This window comes from Curtobacterium sp. MCLR17_055 (assembly GCF_003234305.1).
GTDB classification, from domain to species: domain Bacteria; phylum Actinomycetota; class Actinomycetes; order Actinomycetales; family Microbacteriaceae; genus Curtobacterium; species Curtobacterium flaccumfaciens.
The window spans coordinates 73767-90978 of the sequence record NZ_QKSX01000013.1; the positions used below are offsets into that span (position 1 = coordinate 73767).

A 17212-nucleotide genomic window follows, 5' to 3' on the forward strand; every position below is an offset into this window, starting at 1 on the left:
GTCGGGGCTCGGTCCCGGTGGTCCCGGTGGTTCCGCCGGTCCTTCCGGTTCCGCGTCGGTGCGCCGGGGACGCCGTCGGAGCACACCGTTCTTCCTGGCGCTCGTCGGCACCGCGTACCTCTGCGTGTTCTTCGTCATCCCGCTGGTGTCCGGGCTGATCGTCTCGCTCATGACCGGCAACCCGGACGACGGCTACACGTTCACCTGGAACTTCGGGATCTACGGCTCGCTGTTCGTCGACCCGCAGGTGCCCTACCTGACGTTCCTGCTCCGGTCGCTCTGGTACGGCGCCGCCGCCACGATCGTCTGCATCGTCGTCGGGTACCCGGTGGCGTACTTCATCGCGTTCCGGGTGTCCCCGCGGTGGAAGAACCCGCTGCTCATGCTCGTCTTCATCAGCTTCCTGGTGTCGTTCATCATCCGGACCGACATGTGGGCGTTCGTGCTGGCGTCGCAGGGGCCGGTCGTCACGACGCTGCAGGCGCTCGGGCTGGCCGGCAAGGACTTCCACATCCTCGGCACCGGGGGCGCAGTGATCTTCGGTGACGCCTACAACGACCTGGCCTTCATGGTCCTGCCGATCTACGCCGCCCTCGAGCGCATCGACCCACGACTCGGCGAGGCCGCCAACGACCTGTACGCCGGCAAGTTCCGGGCGTTCTGGCACACCACGCTGCCGCTGTCCCGCTCGGGCATCTTCGCCGGGGTGCTGCTCGTCTTCATCGACAGCGTCGGCGACCCGGTGAACTCGGCCCTGCTCGGCGGCACGAACACGTACACGATCGGTCAGGCGATCCAGGACGCCTACTCCGGCAACCAGCAGTACAACGTCGCCGCAGCCCTGTCGACCGTGCTCATGGTCGTGCTCGGCATCATCCTGTTCATCTACGCCCGCGTCTCCGGCACCGACGACCTCGAGGACCTCGTATGACCGCCGTCGCACCGTCCCGATCCGCCGCCGCTCCGGCCTCGCCCGTGACCGGTTCCGTCGCCGGCCGTCCGCGTCGTCACGGGGTGAACCGTCGGGGGCCCTGGCTCGCCATCGTGTACTGGGTGACGATCGCGATCACCCTGGTGCCGATCGTCTACATGATCGTGTACTCGTTCAACGACGCCCCCACCAACCGGCTGTCGTTCGCCTGGAACGGTTTCACGACCTACTGGTACGCGAACCTGGTGAACGTGTCCGGGCTCGGGGCCGCGTTCGTCACCTCGGTGCTCGTCGCGTTCCTCGCCGCGGTCATCTCCGTCGCGATCGGGCTGCCCCTCGCGCTGGCGCTGGAGCGGTACCGGTTCCCGGGTCGCGGTGTCGTGAACACCGTCGTGTTCGCCGACATCGCGGCGCCGTCGATCGTCGTCGGTTCCGCGTCGCTCTCCTTCTTCCTGTCGGTGGGGCTCGGCACCGGGTTCCTGACCGTGCTCATCACGCACGTGGCGTTCGACGTCGCCTACGTGGTCGTGGTGCTGCGGGCCCGGATCGCGGGGACCTCGCGGGCACTCGAAGAGGCCGCGGGTGACCTCGGGGCGACACCGTTCCAGGCCTTCCGGCTCGTCACCCTGCCGCTGCTGGCGCCGGGCATGCTCGCCGCCGGGTTGCTGGCGCTGGCGATGTCGATCGACGACTACGTGATCACCTCGTTCGTCGCCGGGCCCGCGGTCACCTTCCCGCTGTTCGTCTACGGCGCCGCGAAGGCCGGGATGCCGCCGCAGGTGCTGTGCTTCGGGACGCTCGTGTTCGCGGTGGGGCTGCTCGTCGCGCTGCTGAACGGGGCGCTGAACCGGCGGTTGGCTCGGACCCGCGGATAGGGCTCCGCGCGCGCTGGCACCGGCACGGTGCGGGGTGCGTGGACTGGTGCGGGGTTGCGCGCGTGGTGCGCGCTTGTAGCGGCGCACGGTGCTTGGAACCTCGCACGGGGTGAAGAGGTGCGCACGGTGCGGACGGAGGCGTGTGGTGGGCTGGTGCCGTGCCTCCCGACTGCGGGTGGTGCGGCCACCGCACGGTGCGGCTTTCGCGGGCCGGCGCGGGGCGCACGGTGCGGGGTGCGCGGGCTGGTGCGGGGTTGCGCGCGTGGTGCGTGCTTGTAGCGGCGCACGGTGCGTGGAACCTCGCACGGGGTGAAGAGGTGCGCACGGTGCGGACGGGAGGCGCGTGGTGGGCTGGCGCCGTGCCTCCCGACTGCGGGTGGTGCGTCCACAGCACGGTGCGGGTTGCGTGGGCTGGTGCGGGGTTGGCGCGGGTCGCACGGTGCGGGTTGCGTGGGCTGGTGCGCGGTTGCGCGCGTGGTGCGTGCTTGTAGCGGCGCACGGTGCGTGGAACGTCGCACGGGGTGGCGCGCCTCGCACGGTGCGGGCGGGAGTTCAGTGCTCGTGACGCTCGATGGACGGGAGTGTTACGGGCACGAGTCGGGCGGTGTGCCGCGGTGCGCACCACAGCCGCCGCGCGTAGGTTCCAGCCATGAGTGCAGAGCTGACGCTCGGCGCCGAGGAAGAGCTGCACCTCATCGACCTCGAGTCCGGCCGACTTTCCGCGAAGGCCCCGCGCCTTCTGCCCAAACTGCCCACCGACCGCTTCGGCGCGGAGCTGCAGCGCACGACGATCGAGACGAACACCCCGGTGGTGCGGACCCTCGACGACCTGCGGCGGGTGATCGTCGACCTCCGCAGTGAGCTCAGTGCCGCGATCGCCCCGGCCGGCGTCACCATCGCGGCCGTCGGCACCGCGCCGAGGTCGGAGTACGCCGACTTCGAGCTGAGCTCCGGCGGTCGGTACGGCCGGATGCAGGAGCAGTACCGGATGCTCGTCGACGAACAGCTCATCTGCGGCCTGCAGGTGCACGTCGGGGTGAGCGACCGCGACCTGGCGGTGCTGATCGCCCAGCGGGTGGCGCCGGTGCTCCCGGTCCTGCTCGCCCTGAGCGCGTCGAGTCCGTTCTGGAACGGGCAGGACACCGGGTACGCCTCGTTCCGGAGCATCATCTGGCAGCGGTGGCCGTCGGCCGGCAGCTTCGGCCCGGTGGAGGACGCCGCCGAGTACGACCGGGTGCTCGACGACCTGATCGCCTCGGGCGTGATCGCCGACAAGAAGATGGCCTACTTCGACGTGCGGCCGTCGTCGCACGCGCCGACGCTCGAGCTGCGGGTCTGCGACGCGACCCCGGTGGTGGACGACGCCGTGCTCATCGCCGGACTCTTCCGCGCCGCCGTGCGCAAGGCCGAGAAGTCGGTCGTGTCGGGCGCCGAGTGGCACCCGCGCAGTGAACCCCTGCACCGTGCAGCGATGTGGCAGGCCGCCCGCTCTGGGTTGAGCGGGGAACTCGTCGGCCTCGGGCAGCACCCAGAACGGCTGCCCGCCGAGGTCGCGGCGCGCCAGCTCGTGTCCCGGCTGCGCCCGGAGCTCGAGGAGCTCGGCGACTGGGGCACGGTGACGGAGCTGCTCGACGCGACCCTGGCCCGTGGCAACTCCACCGACCGGCAGCGCACCGCGTACGCCGAGCGCGGGGAGATGGACGATGTCGTCGCCCTGGTGGTGGAGGACACCGCGGGGCTCCCGTCCGGACGCGACGAGGACCCGGTGGTCCCGATCCCCGGGTACCGCGTCCGCGCCGGCGACGAGGCGGTCGGCCCCGGTGCACGCCCTCGTCCGGCGTTCCGTGACCTGGCGGCGTTCTTCGACGGCTGGGACGCCGAGACGGCGATCGAGCGCTGCACCGCCCGCGACGTCTGGACCCGCGAGCACCACGTCGGCTTCGTGGTGGACGGCGGGGCGCAGGAGTTCGGCTGCGACCTGGTGCCCCGGACGATCAGCGCGTACGAGTGGTCGCAGCTCGAGCGTGGCCTGGGGCAGCGTGCCCGCGCGATCGAGCTGTTCCTGCGTGACGCGTACGGCGACCGGCGGATCGTGGCCGACGGCGTGCTGGACGCGGACCACTTCGTCGGCGCGAAGGGCTGGGACCCGGACGCCGCCCGGCTGCCGGCGACCGCCGTCCGTGCGCCGGTGCTCGGGTTCGACCTGGTGCGCAACGAGTTCGGCGGCTGGCGCGTGCTCGAGGACAACGTCCGCTCGCCCTCGGGCGTCGCGTACGGCATCGCCCTGCGCGAGCTGATGGACGACGTCGTGCCGGACGCCCCGCGGCCGGCGCACCTGCGCGACCCGCACGGCGTGATCGACCGGCTGCACCGGACCCTCTGCGCGAACACCACCGCGGTGACGGGCGCGACCGATCCCGTGATCGCGCTGGTCAGCGACGGCCCCGCCGCCGGCGCGTGGTTCGAGCACCGCAGGCTGGCTGACGGTGCCGGGTTGCGCCTCCTGTCCGGGTCGGACCTGGACGTCCGCGACGGACGCGTGGTCGACGCGACGACGGGCGACGTGCTCGACGGGCTGTACCTGCGGATCGACCGCGACGTCAGTGCGCTGACCGCGGAGCACGCTCCCGACCTCGGTGCGCGGATCCTCGACGCGGCGGAGGCAGGACGCGTCTACCTGGCGAACGCGCCGGGCAACGCGCTGGTCGACGACAAGGCGATGTACGTCACCGTGCCGGACCTGATCTGGTACTACCTGGACGAGAAACCCCTGCTGGCATCGGTGCCGACCTACCGCACGAGCATCGAGGTGGAACGGCTGTCGGTCCTGGACCGCGTCGGGGAACTCGTCACGAAGCCGGTCGACGGCGAGGGCGGCCGCGGGGTCCTGATCGGACCGAGCGCGAGCGCCCCCGAGGTGGCCGAGCGACGGCGCGAGATCGCCGCGGACCCCGCCGGGTGGGTGGGGCAGGAGGTGGTGCAGCTGTCCTCGCACCCGACGATCGGACCCGCCGGTCTCGACCCGCGGCATGTGGACCTGCGGGCATTCGTCTACGCGACGGGGACCGGACCGGACGACGTGCACCTGGCCGACGTCGCCCTGACACGCGTCGCGCCCGAGGGCAGCATGGTCGTCAACTCGTCGCAGGGCGGCGGCGCGAAGGACACGTGGATCGTCGGGAACGCCCCGGCGGACACCGACTCCGCCCCGGCGGACACCGAGGGAGAGCGCTGATGTGTGGACTCGCGGGTGAGATCCGGTTCGACGGCCGAGCGCCGGACGTCGGGGCGGTCGCCCGGATGACCGGCTGCATGACGCACCGCGGCCCGGACGGCGACGGCCTGTGGGCTCGCGGCCCGGTCGCGCTCGGGCACCGACGGCTGTCCATCGTCGACCTGTCCACCGCGGGCGCGCAGCCGATGGTGCTGGCCGAGGCGGGGCTGACGATCGCCTACAACGGGATGGTCTACAACTACCGGCAGCTGCGCGACGAGCTGCACGGCAAGGGGCACCGGTTCGCGTCGACGTCGGACACCGAGGTCATCGCCCTGGCGTACGCCGAGTGGGGCACCGCGTTCGTCGACCACCTGATCGGGATGTTCGCCATCGCCATCTGGGAGCACGGCAGCGGCCGACTCGTGCTGGCGCGGGACCGGCTCGGCATCAAGCCGCTCTACGTCGCACCCGTCCCGGGCGGCCTCCGGTTCGCGAGCTCCCTGCCCGCGATCCTGGCCGGCGACGCCGGCAGCGGCGGCAACGGCAGCACGAGCGGCAGCGGCGGCACGGGCGCCGGCGGTGTCGACACGTCCATCGACCCCGTCGCCTTCGCCTCGTACATGAGCTTCCACTCGATCGTCCCCGCACCCCGCACGATCCTGGCCGGCGTCGGCAAGCTCCCGCCCGCGACCGTCCGCGTGATCGACCCCGACGGCACCACGCACGACACCGTCTACTGGGAGCCGCGCTTCGAGCGTGACCCCGCCAGGGCCGACTGGTCCGAGCGGGACTGGGAGCAGGCGTTCATCGGCTCGCTCCGCACCGCCGTCGAGCGCCGGATGGTCGCCGACGTCCCGGTCGGGGTGCTGCTCTCCGGTGGCATCGACTCGTCCCTGGTCGTCGGACTGCTCGCCGAGGCCGGGCAGCAGGACCTCGCCACGTTCAGCATCGGGTTCGAGGCGGCGGGCGGTGAATCTGGCGACGAGTTCGAGTACTCCGACCAGGTCGCGAAGCACTTCGGCACCGACCACCACCGCATCCACATCCCCTCGTCGCGGTTGCTCGACGGCATCGACGGTGCGGTCGCCACCATGAGCGAGCCGATGGTCAGCCACGACTGCGTCGCCTTCTACCTGCTGTCGCAGGAGGTCTCGCAGCACGTCAAGGTGGTGCAGTCCGGCCAGGGCGCCGACGAGGTGCTCGCCGGCTACGACTGGTACCCGCCGCTCGCCGACGTCCCGCGCGACCAGGCCGCCGAGGCCTACCGCTCCGTGTTCATGGACCGCCGGTGGCCGGCGCTGCAGGGCCTGCTCGGGGAGCGGTGGAAGAGCGACGACGACACCCCGTCGGCCTTCGTGGACCGCCAGTTCGCACGGCCGGGCGCGGAGACGAGCGTCGATGCCGCGCTCCGCAGCGACACGACGATCATGCTCGTCGACGACCCGGTGAAGCGCGTCGACAACATGACGATGGCGTGGGGGCTCGAGGCCCGCGTGCCGTTCCTGGACCACGAGTTCGTCGAGCTCGCCGCCGCGATCCCGCCGTCGATGAAGCTCACCGACGGCGGCAAGGGCGTGATGAAGCGCGCCTCGCGCGGGATCGTGCCCGACGCCGTCATCGACCGCAGCAAGGGCTCGTTCCCGGTCCCCGCGATCCGGCAACTCGAGGGCCCGTACCTGGAGCGCGTCCGCGACGCGCTGCACGCACCCGAGGCGCGGGAGCGCGGGTTCTTCGACCCCGCCACCGTCGAGCGGATGCTGCAGGACCCGAACAGCACCAGGACCGCGATCGGCGCCAACGCGCTCTGGCAGCTCGGCCTGATCGAGATGTGGCTGCAGCAGCAGGGGGTGCGGTGACCGTGGGTTCCGTCCGGACTGGAGGCGCGCAGGGCGTCGCGTCGTCGGCCACCGTCGAGCCGTCGGTCACCACCAGGGCCGCGGCCGACCTGGGTGCGCAGCTCACCGCCGCCTGGGGGTCGTGGGGACCGACCATGACCCGGAACGCCCGGCGGGTGGCGTTCGTGAGCGACCGGCACGGCACCCCCGAGGTCTTCGTGCAGGACGTCGTCGTCGACGGCGAGCTGCCGGAACCGGTGCGGATCGCGCTGTCCGACGACCCCGTGATCCGGGTGTCGTGGTCGTCCGACGGGGAGTGGCTCGCCGTCGCCATCGCGACCGACGGCGGCGTGAAGCAACAGGTCTGGGTGGTGCGGCCGGACGGCTCCGACGCCGCGCAGATCGCCGGCTCGCGGTACCAGCACGCCGAACTCGGACCGTGGAGCCGCAGCGGACACCGGGTCGTCATCACCCTGCCGTCGACCGAGCCCGAGCAGCCGGCCCGTGCGTACCTGGTCGACCCGGTCACCGGTGATCGCGACGACCTGGCCGTGGGGGAGCTCATCCACATCCTCGACCTGTCGGTGGAGGAACGGCTCGTCGTGCTGAGCGACGGGCAGCGCGGCCAGGAGTTCGTCGTCGTGGTCGACCGGCTGACCGACGAGAGCCATGCCCTGTTCGCCGACGACCCCGACGGGTCCGCCGAGATCGCGTTCCTGCGGCCCTCGCCCGCGAGCGAGACCAGTCCGCTCGTCGCCTACGTCGCCACCGAGGCCGGACTGCCCCGCCGCGGACTCGTCGCGCAGCCGGTCGGGCCGCACGGCTGGCGCGGCACACCCCGGCGGATCGTCGAGCGCGACGACGCCGAGCTCGAGTACCTGGACGCCGACGACGCCGGCCGCACGCTGCTGCTCGTCTGGAACGTCGACGGTCGCAGCGAACTCGACCTCATCAACACCCACGACGCCTCGCGCACCCCCGTTCCGGACCTGCCCGGGTACGTCGCCACCGACCCCGTGCTCAGCCGCGACGGCCGGAGCGTGCTGCTCGCCGTCGAGGGACCGACCCGACCGCGCGAACTGTGGCGGCTCGACACGAACGCGCTGACCTGGAGCCGGGTCACCGACGTGCCGGTGCTGCCGGACGTGCAGCTGGTCGAGCCGACGCTCGAGCGGTTCGCCGCCCGTGACGGGCTGGAGCTGACCGGGTGGCTGTACCGGGCCCTGGAGCCGACCGCGTCGGTGGCGGGAGCCGACCCTGGTGCTGGTGCCGTGCCTCCCGGCCGCGCAGCGCTCGTCCACCTGCACGGCGGACCGGAGTCGCAGGAACGACCCACGTTCTCGCCGCAGCACCAGGCGCTCGCCGCCGCCGGGGTGACCGTGTTCGCGCCGAACATCCGCGGGTCCTCCGGGTACGGCCACGAGTTCGTGCACGCCGACGACCTGGCGCTGCGGTGGAACGCGCTCGCCGACGTCGTCGACTGCGCGCGGTTCCTGGTGACCAACGGGTACGCCGATCGCTCCCGCGTCGCCGTCGAGGGGCGCTCCTACGGCGGGTACGCGACCCTCGCGTCGTTGGCGTTCACGCCCGAGGTGTTCGCGGCCGGGGTCGCGGTGTGCGGGATGAGCGACTTCGCGACCTTCTACCGGGACACGGAACCGTGGATCGCGGCTGCTGCCGCGACGAAGTACGGCCACCCCGTCGAGGACGAGGCCCTGCTCGCGGCACTGTCACCGATGCGGGTGATCGACGACGTCACGGCGCCGCTGCTCGTCGTGCACGGGGAGCTCGACACGAACGTGCCGATCGGTGAGGCGCACCAGGTCGTCGCGGCGTTGCGGGAGCGGGCGCAGGACGTGGAGTACCTGGAGCTCGAGGGTGAGGGGCACGAGTACCGGCGGGCGTCGTCGCAGGCGCTGCTGGTGCGGCGGATGGTGGAGTTCGTGGCGTCGCGGCTGGGGTGAGGCGGGGCGGGGTGCTCGGCCTGGTGCGAGGTTCCGTCCTCCGTGCGGCGCACGTGCCCCCGCACCGAGTACGGAACCTCGCACGGGCCGTCGGCCCCCTCGCACCGTGCGAGCCGCGGCACGGCGTCACCGGGTGCAACGATGCGTCGGCGGCGCTCGCCGCGGGCGGAGAATGGTGGGATGACGACGACTGCGCCGACCTCGACCGCGCTGCCCCGACCTGGAGAGGTCCTCGTGGCCTCGGCAGCGGACGTCGAGCTGGTCGTCCACCGTGCCACGAACCAGTACGCCTCCGGAGTCGTCGCGGACACCGCCGGGTGGGCGGACGGCGATCGACGGCGGATCGAGGACCTCGGGTTCCGCGGCGGTGACTCCCGCGGCGAGGCGCTCCGGACGCTCGACCTGACCATCGCCGACGACGGCACCCCGACGCGCATGCTCGACGCACCCGCCATGGCCGCGCTGAACAGCCACCACGCGCGGTTCGCCGAGCGGCGCGGCGACGTCGTCCGCTACCAGACCGACGTGTCGGTGTGGACGGGGATCCCCGCGCAGCCCACCGCGCAGGACTGGGAGGACGTCCGGGCGCTGCTCGGGTCGGGCGGGATGCTCGGCGTCGGCGCGGCTGCCGTCCTGCCCGAGGGGTGGGAGCTCGTCGAGGGTGCCGGCGGCGTGCAGCTGACCGGCGAGGCGATCGAGGGTGCGCCGGATCCCGAAGCCGTCGTGCTGACGCCTGACGACGTGCCGGAGATGACCGCCCTGGTGGAGCGGACGAAGCCGGGGCCGTTCCTGCCGCGGACGATCGAGCTCGGCACGTACCTGGGCATCCGGCGGGACGGGCGGCTCGTCGCCATGGCGGGGGAGCGCCTGCACCCGCCGGGGTGGACCGAGATCAGCGCGGTGTGCACGGACGACGCGTACCGGGGGCAGGGGTTCGGGCGCCGGTTGGTGCTCGCCGTCGCGCACGGGATCCGGGAGCGCGGGGAGACCCCTCTGATGCACGCGGCCGCCGGGAACACCGGGGCGATCGGGCTCTACCAGCACCTCGGCTTCCGACTGCGGGACCGTGGGGCGCCGCGGTTCGTGCGGGTGCCGTGAGCTGCGTCCTGGTCTGACGGGTCAGAACGCGGCGAGGGCGCGGCGGAGCATGTCGTGGCCCTGGGCCTCGAACCCCTCGTCGCCGACCGCGTAGGCCCAGGTCGCGGTGCCCACTGCTTCGCGGAGTTGCAGCCAGCGCCACGCGTCCGGAGTGCGCGGATCGTCGCCGTACCCGTCGAAGAACGCCGCTTCGAGGGCGGGATCGTGCTGCCAGTGGAGCACCGCGAGGCGGGTGAGGTCGAAGGACGCGGGGCGCCAGCCGAACCGGCCGAAGTGGTCGCGCAAATCGCCGAGGGAGCGGGCGAGCCGGTCCATTGATGCGACTCGGACGGTGTCGCCGTCGCTGACGTATCCGATGCAGTCGAGCAGCGCGGTTCAGTCGGTGCGGGAGCCGCCGGAGATCTTCTCTTCGAACAGTCGGTCGACGTCGCCGATGGCCTCGAACTGGCGGCCGAGGTTCTGATCGATCGAGCTCACCCGAACGGACGCAACGGTCTGCGTCTTGCGTTGCACCACCCCTAGACGCTTGCACACTCGTGTGGCGCAAGGACGAAAACGCACTCTAGAACCACCCCAATCGACCACGCGAGTCAGTGTGGCGCTGGGGTATACACCACAACAGCACCCTCCGCCTAGCGCGGCTCCGCCCGCGTGTTGGTGAGACGCGCTCGCGAATGGCGCTATGTTCTAGCCATGACTGTCGCAGATGACAATCTCGTGGGGGAAGCGGTCGCCGCTCTGGCATTAACTGACGACGGACCAATCGGTGCCGTCGGTGGTCAGAAGGCAGTTCGCAAGGTCTCGCGGGACGGGCAACCCTTCGTCCTGAAGGTTGTAGCGCTGGATTTCACCACGGACGAGACACTCAAACGAGCTGAGCGCGAAGTACAGCTCCTCGCGAGTATCGACAGCCCGAACGTGGTCAAGGTCGAATCGCAGCTATATCAACTGGGAGACCCGCCGCGCGGTGCTGCGTGGGTTGAGGAATACTTGGACGGCACCGACCTGAGCGCGCTGCTGGGTAGCACTCAGTGGAGTTGGTCTGAGGCCCGAGCAATGGGTGTCGAGGTATCCAACGGGCTGGCTGCGGGTCATCAGCGGGGCGTGATTCACCGCGATCTGAGCGCAAATAACATTCGGCAACTGAGTGATGGCACCTATAAAGTGCTCGACTTTGGTTTTGCACGACACACGCTTCGGTCTGGGTTGACCGTCGCGGGGCAACCGGGTACACCCGGATACCTCACTCCGGAGCATCTCAACAGCTATAGTGGCGGCCCCATGCAGATGTCGGACGTGTTCCAGGTGGGAATCCATCTTTACACGGCCCTTTCTGGGGTGTCACCCTACCCTTGGACTGGGAATGAATACGAATATGTAGTTCGCCTCCGAGATGGGAGCGCCAAGCCGATCGAAGAGCACCGACCAGATCTCTCACCTGAGCAGGCAGGGATAGTCAACCGAGCTCTGCACCCGCAGCCCGCTCGGCGGTACCGGGATGCGGCGGCTCTACGGGACGCTCTGGAGGCGACTCCGTGACGACCTTCGTAGAGGACAGTCCTCGTTCATTCCAGGCCGGCTGGATCATCGAAGCCCACACCGCAGGCAATGCTTCGGGGGCTGTGATCACGCCGTGGGCCTCGCCCTTCGCTCATCGCGGCGGACCGGGTTTGAAGCCCGGGATCAGCAGGAGGGTGGATGAGCTCCACGCTGCGGGGGTATCTGTCTGGTTCGACCCAACGACTCATGCTTTGCAAATGCCTGGGGTTGGAGACTTCCGGTATTACGCAGAGTTTGCCCTTTGGGGCGGGCCGGTGGGGGACCTAACCGAGGATTCCTACCGTCGGGAGCACGTACGCAGAGTGTTCAAACACCAAGCCGATCTGTCGGTTCCATATCTTGCACCTGCACCTCTGCTGCCTTCCGGTCTGAATAACGTCAGCACCCTAGCGCTAGAGACGTCAAGGGTTGCTTTAGAGATGCAGCCCGGCGCTTGGTTAACCATTGCTGGGGTGAGTACATTCTGGAACGATGGTCGCGACCTAGATGCGCATATCGGTGCGCTCGCAGCTCTTGCTCCAAATGGGTGGTTTCTCTCATTTGTTCAACCTGATAACAGCTTGCCGCCGCGTCTTACCGCCGATGAGGTATTCGGAATCTGCCGCACCGTCCGCGCTTTGAGTGAGTACGCGCCAGTGCACATCTCGCACGGGGACTTCGCGGCCCTACCGGCAGTCGCCGCAGGTGCGCGCTCGGTGGGAACGGGATGGGATAAACGTCAAAGGGTCGTTTCCTTCAAGGATTACGAACCTCGGCCCGAGACGAGCGGACCAGCGAGTTGGTACGAGCGACCCAGCCTTTCGGGCCTCGTTGGAAGCCTCGATAAAAAGGGAGACGGGGCCGTACTTCAGCAACAGTCTCCAAGCCTCGCAGCACGCCTCGGAGGCGTTCCTGGTGCTCCGGGAGCCAAGGAAGCATTCCGGCATCACGTAGCGCAACTCGAAGCGGCGTTGAGTCGTGTGGAGGGCGCCGGAACAAGCTATAAGGCGCGATACGAGGAACTCGACCGCATGTACTCAGAGGCCGCCACAAACTGGGCCGCTATCCGCGCATCGGTAGGGCTACGCGATCGTTCTGATATGTGGGTGTCTCCCTACCAACAAGGGCTACGAATGTATGCGCAGAGCGAGGGATGGGTCGTCTAGCTCTCTCGGCGTTGCTGACGCAAACCGTTCCCAGGCCTCGATCCTCCGTCTGGTCGGAACTGGGCCGAGACGTGGTCTCATGACCCACTTCCCGGCGACCACGAGCCCGCCACGGTCATGACGAACCTCAGCTGTGAGGGCTTCTTGAGCCTGCACTGATATCGACCCCATGACAATTACATATGCATCCGCCCATACACGATAGGTTCGGACTTGACGGAGTGCGGACCGCCAGTCGTTCACCTTTGCCTCGATCGCATAGAGTCGACCAGCAGGCTCAAGGAGCATAGGTCGCGTGTATCTCCCGCGGGCAACTTCGGCCAACGCGCCGCTTTTCACGAGTCTCGGCACCCGCCCTGCGACAATCGCTGACGGCCAGCCGAGAGCTTGCGCAAGCTGTTCCGCGGAGGATGGGCGATTCACGTGAGCTACGGAAACTATGCCCGCCTCTACCTCGTTGACAATCGGGGCGATAGTCAGATTCTGACGCGTACGAATGTGTGCCACTTGCCCGACGAATGCTGTAAAATCTGGGATACCGAGGGGTCCAGCGAATTCTGACACGACGACCAGGCCTCGAGATGCGCCGGGGAGGGTTTTGGCTGCATCTAGCGCGTCGTCATGGAGTTCTAGCTCTTGGATTGGCTCAAATCGGCGGCCGGGTCGCGGCTGGGATGTTGCGACCGCTATCCCTCGAACCCTTGACACCTGCCCACTCTAGCTTCTTGAGTTTGAGCGTGACTCGGTAGACGAGTGGGGCGGCGGCATGACGCAGATCGCCGCAGCCTCAGCTGATAGAAGGGCGCCCTATCGGCGCGCGGGGAGCGGCAATCGAGCAAGCCCATGGGCGACATGAGCGCGAGGGCGGGGCGACGTCGAAGAAGGTGACAGCTCGTGATGGCGCAGCCTTGCTCGGGGCCCTCCCACCGAGCCCGAGTCGTGGATTCTCTAGGATCGACCCATGTCCACGACCATGCCCGGCTTCGGGACGGAGCGCATCACGCAGCTCGGTCTGCGCGACCGCGTCTACGACCGGGTGCTCGAGGTCCTGATGGGCCACGACGTCGAACCGGGCATGCGGCTGTCGATCGACGGACTGGCCCGCAGTCTCGGGGTCTCGCCGACCCCGGTGCGCGAAGCCCTGGTGCAACTCGAACGCACCGGCCTCGTCACCCGTGAAGCGAACAAGGGCTACCGGGTCTCGCCGCCCCTGGCCGGCGACCAGCTCGAGGCCCTGTTCGACGCCCGGCTCATCGTCGAGAGCGGCGCCGTCGAGCTCGCAGCCCGCGGCGACGTCGACGGCCTGCGCGAGCGACTGGCGGCAGCGCTCGACGAGCAGGCTGCGGTGGCCGCCGAGGTCGCGTCCGTTGGCGCAGCGCATCCACCGGAGGAGCTGATGGCCCGCTTCTTCCGCAGCGACTGGCAGTTCCACCAGCTGATCTTCGACGCGACACGGAACCCGTTCCTCGAGGAGATGTCCGAGATCATCACGACGCGCGTGCACCGCATGCGGCAGATCGTCGAGGGTGGCGGGGACGACACGGATCGTGCGGTCCAGGAACACCGGGCCATCCTGGAGGCGCTGGCTGCGGACCCGACGTCGGCCGTCGCCGCGATGCGGCTCCACATCGACGCCGTCCGGTTGCGTTCGCGCGCGGACGCGTCCCACACGAGCTGAGGCAGAGGGGTTGCGTTCCGGCGTCGTGCGAGTATCTTTCCTATAGGAAAGAGGTTCGATGCTGAACCACCACGACATGCAAGGGAGCATTCCGTGACCACTCCACAGGACTGGGTCGACCAGGATTGGGACCCCACCACCTGGACGTCGAAGACCTGGCCGATCGCCGCCTGCCTGCACGGGTTCGCGCAGGTCACCCGCGACGGGACGGCCTTCCACGACGCCCCCGCCGAGGTGTGGGACGAGGTGTTCGGGCAGATCGAGGCCGTCGGCTTCTCGCTCGCCGAGCTCGCCGACAGCCACATCCGCCCCGCAGACCTCGAAGCCTCCCGCCGCGACGAGCTGTTCGCCGTCGCGAAGGCGCACGGCATCGGCATCCCGTCCGTGCACCTGCAGCGCAAGAGCGTCATCCAGCCCGGGCGCGAGGAGGAGAACCTCGCCTACGCCCACCGCACCATCGACGCGGCGGCCGAGTGGGGCATGCAGGTCTTCTCGACCGGGCTGCACCAGCCGTTCACCGACGCCCAGAAGCGCGCGCTGTGGTTCTGGACGGCACCGGGCCCGAAGGACCCCGACGACCCCGAGGTCTGGAACGCCGCGGTCAAGCGACTGCGGGAGCTCGGCGAGCACGCTGCGAGCGTCGGGCTGCCGATGGCGCTCGAGCTGTACGAGGACACGTACCTCGGCACCGCCGACAGTGCGGTCCGCCTGGTCGAGGAGATCGGGCTCGACAACGTCGGGCTGAACGCGGACGTCGCGAACCTCATCCGTCTGCACCGTCCGGTCGAGGACTGGCGGGAGCTGTTCGCGAAGACCATGCCGCACACGAACTACCTGCACGTGAAGAACTACACGCGTGACGAGGCCGGCGACGGCAGCTGGGCGACGAGCGCGCCGAGCACGATGGAGACGGGCCTCATCAACTACCGCCAGGTCCTGCGCGACGCCGTCGCCGACGGGTTCCGGGGGATCGTCATGACCGAGCAGTACGGCGGGGACAGCCTCGGCGTCTGCGCCACCAACCAGCAGTACATCCGATCCGTCCTCGCGACGACGAAGCTCGACGCGACGGCGACCCCGACCGCAGCAACCAGCACCGAAGGAGCAATCCGATGAGCACCCTCGACATCGCCGTCGTCGGGTCCGGCTACATGGGCGGCGGGATCGCCCAGGTCCTCGCCCTCGCCGGCCACACCGTCCGGATCGCCGACGTCTCGGCCGAGATCGCCCAGCAGAACCTGGAGCGACTGCTCGGCGAGACCGCAGAGTTCGTCGCCGACGGACTGTTCCCCGAGGACGCCGTCGAACGGGTCCGCGCACACCTGAGCGCTGCCGAGTCGATCGAGGCCGCCGTCGCCGACGCCGACTTCATCGAGGAGGCCGTGCCCGAGAAGCTCGAGATCAAGCACGCCACGCTCCGCCGCATCAGCGAGGCCGCTCGCCCCGACGCCGTGATCGGCTCGAACACCTCGACGATCCTGATCGAGTCGCTGGCCGAGGCGGTCGTGGGCCCGGAGCGGTTCCTCGGCGTGCACTTCTCGAACCCGGCACCGTTCATCCCCGGCGTCGAGCTCATCCCGCACCCGACCACGAACGAGCACGCGATCGAGGTCGGCGAGACCGTCGTCGCCGCGACCGGCAAGCAGTCGGCGCGGGTGAAGGACTCCACGGGGTTCGTCCTGAACCGCCTGCAGTACGCGCTGTTCGAGGAGGCCACGAAGATCGCCGACGAGGGCATCGCGAGCCCCGACGACATCGACACCATCGTGCGGACCACGTTCGGGTTCCGCCTGCCGTTCTTCGGCCCGTTCGCGATCGCCGACATGGCCGGACTCGACGTCTACGCGTTCTGCTTCGAGTCGCTGCAGACCCGCTGGCCGGAGCGCTTCGCCACCCCGCCGTCGCTGCAGCAGCACGTCGACGCCGGTGAGCTCGGCACGAAGTCCGGCGCCGGGTACCTCGAGGTGCCGGCCGACCGCACGCCCGAGCTCGTGGCCTACCGGAACAAGGCGTACGTGGCGATGCAGAAGCTCCTCGACGAGCTCGGCCCGGCACCGATCCACTGAGCCCGGAGCACGAACCATGAGCACGCAGAACCAGTCAGCCGGCCAGCACCGCGACCGCACCGTCGTCCTCACCGGGGGCGCCTCACCGCGGGGCATCGGCCGCGCCACCGCCCACCACCTGGCCGAGGCCGGGTGGGACGTCGGGATCATCGACCTCGACCAGACGGCGAGCGAGCAGGTCGCCGCCGAGATCCGCGAACAGCACGGCGTGCGGGCCGTCGGCGTCGGTGCGAACGTCGCCGACGAGACCGCCGTCCGTGCGGCCTTCGACACGATCGAGGCCGAACTCCGGCCGATCACCGCACTCGTGAACCTGGCCGGGGTCTCCTCCGCGCACGCCTACCTCGACCTGCCCGAGGGGGAGTGGCACCGGGTGCTGTCGATCAACCTCGACGGTGTGCACTTCGCCAGCCTGCGGGCGGCGGAGTCGATGGTGCGGTCCGGCTACGGGCGCATCGTGAACCTGTCGTCCGTCTCCGCCCAGCGCGGCGGCGGCACCTTCAGCAAGACCCCGTACACGGTGGCGAAGGCCGGCGTGATCGGCCTGACCCGCGGACTGGCGCGCGAGCTCGGCCCGCGCGGCGTCACGGTCAACGCGATCGCCCCCGGTCCGATCGACACCGACATCATGGGCGGCACCCTGTCCGAGGAGCGGAAGGCCGAGATGGCCGCCGACGGCGTGCTGCCGCGCATCGGCACACCGCGGGACATCGCTGCCGCGATCGCCTACCTGATCAGCGAGGACGCCGGGTTCGTCACGGGCCAGACGCTCAACGTCGACGGTGGCCTGTACATGCACTAGGGCCAGCCGCCCACGGAACGCGCGCCGACCGGGCGACGCGA

At 69.8% G+C, this 17212-nt stretch carries 12 protein-coding genes; 11 read left to right on the forward strand and 1 reads right to left on the reverse strand.

Annotation, left to right across the window (positions count from 1 at the left end; all coding sequences use genetic code 11):
• Positions 1–58: 58 nt before the first annotated feature.
• The 6 genes from DEJ09_RS12545 (at position 59) to DEJ09_RS12570 (ending at position 9920) form a co-directional block, all read left to right on the forward strand.
• Positions 59–931 (forward strand): ABC transporter permease, encoded by an 873-nt coding sequence (locus tag DEJ09_RS12545; protein WP_146245719.1) that lies wholly within the window; start codon positions 59–61, stop codon positions 929–931.
• On the forward strand, positions 928–1806 hold the full coding sequence (locus DEJ09_RS12550; RefSeq protein ID WP_111028813.1) for an ABC transporter permease: 879 nt from the start codon (positions 928–930) through the stop codon (positions 1804–1806). Before DEJ09_RS12545 ends, DEJ09_RS12550 begins: the two co-directional genes overlap by 4 nt.
• A gap of 649 nt (positions 1807–2455) precedes the next feature.
• Positions 2456–5041: a carboxylate--amine ligase/circularly permuted type 2 ATP-grasp protein gene (locus DEJ09_RS12555; protein ID WP_111088809.1), complete on the forward strand. Its 2586-nt coding sequence runs from the start codon at positions 2456–2458 to the stop codon at positions 5039–5041.
• Entirely contained in the window at positions 5041–6879 is a 1839-nt protein-coding gene (locus DEJ09_RS12560; protein WP_111088810.1) for an N-acetylglutaminylglutamine amidotransferase, read from the forward strand. The genes DEJ09_RS12555 and DEJ09_RS12560 overlap by 1 nt, the downstream gene beginning before the upstream one ends.
• The gene (locus tag DEJ09_RS12565; RefSeq protein ID WP_111088811.1) at positions 6876–8822 is read left to right on the forward strand and encodes a prolyl oligopeptidase family serine peptidase; all 1947 of its coding nucleotides are present in this window, start codon (positions 6876–6878) and stop codon (positions 8820–8822) included. The genes DEJ09_RS12560 and DEJ09_RS12565 overlap by 4 nt, the downstream gene beginning before the upstream one ends.
• 180 nt (positions 8823–9002) lie before the next feature.
• Entirely contained in the window at positions 9003–9920 is a 918-nt protein-coding gene (locus DEJ09_RS12570; protein WP_220034937.1) for a GNAT family N-acetyltransferase, read from the forward strand.
• A gap of 21 nt (positions 9921–9941) precedes the next feature.
• On the opposite strand, the gene DEJ09_RS12575 is transcribed toward DEJ09_RS12570, so the two are convergent.
• Positions 9942–10235, reverse strand: coding sequence for a hypothetical protein (locus DEJ09_RS12575; RefSeq protein ID WP_111088812.1), 294 nt, complete (start codon positions 10233–10235; stop codon positions 9942–9944).
• A gap of 378 nt (positions 10236–10613) precedes the next feature.
• Between DEJ09_RS12575 and DEJ09_RS12580 the strand changes: the two genes are divergently transcribed.
• From DEJ09_RS12580 to DEJ09_RS12600, 5 genes are all read left to right on the forward strand, one after another.
• Positions 10614–11459, forward strand: a complete 846-nt coding sequence (locus tag DEJ09_RS12580) for a serine/threonine-protein kinase (RefSeq protein WP_111088813.1) — start codon at positions 10614–10616, stop codon at positions 11457–11459.
• A gap of 2127 nt (positions 11460–13586) precedes the next feature.
• Positions 13587–14303 carry a GntR family transcriptional regulator gene (locus DEJ09_RS12585; RefSeq protein ID WP_111088814.1) on the forward strand — a complete coding sequence of 239 codons (717 nt, stop codon included), beginning with the start codon at positions 13587–13589 and terminating at the stop codon, positions 14301–14303.
• A 93-nt stretch (positions 14304–14396) separates the two neighbouring features.
• A complete protein-coding gene (locus DEJ09_RS12590) occupies positions 14397–15419 on the forward strand; it encodes a sugar phosphate isomerase/epimerase (RefSeq protein WP_111088815.1) in 1023 nt (340 codons plus the stop codon).
• Positions 15416–16369 (forward strand): 3-hydroxyacyl-CoA dehydrogenase family protein, encoded by a 954-nt coding sequence (locus tag DEJ09_RS12595; protein ID WP_111088816.1) that lies wholly within the window; start codon positions 15416–15418, stop codon positions 16367–16369. Before DEJ09_RS12590 ends, DEJ09_RS12595 begins: the two co-directional genes overlap by 4 nt.
• Positions 16370–16385: 16 nt before the next feature.
• Entirely contained in the window at positions 16386–17171 is a 786-nt protein-coding gene (locus DEJ09_RS12600) for an SDR family NAD(P)-dependent oxidoreductase (protein WP_111088817.1), read from the forward strand.
• Positions 17172–17212: the final 41 nt, after the last annotated feature.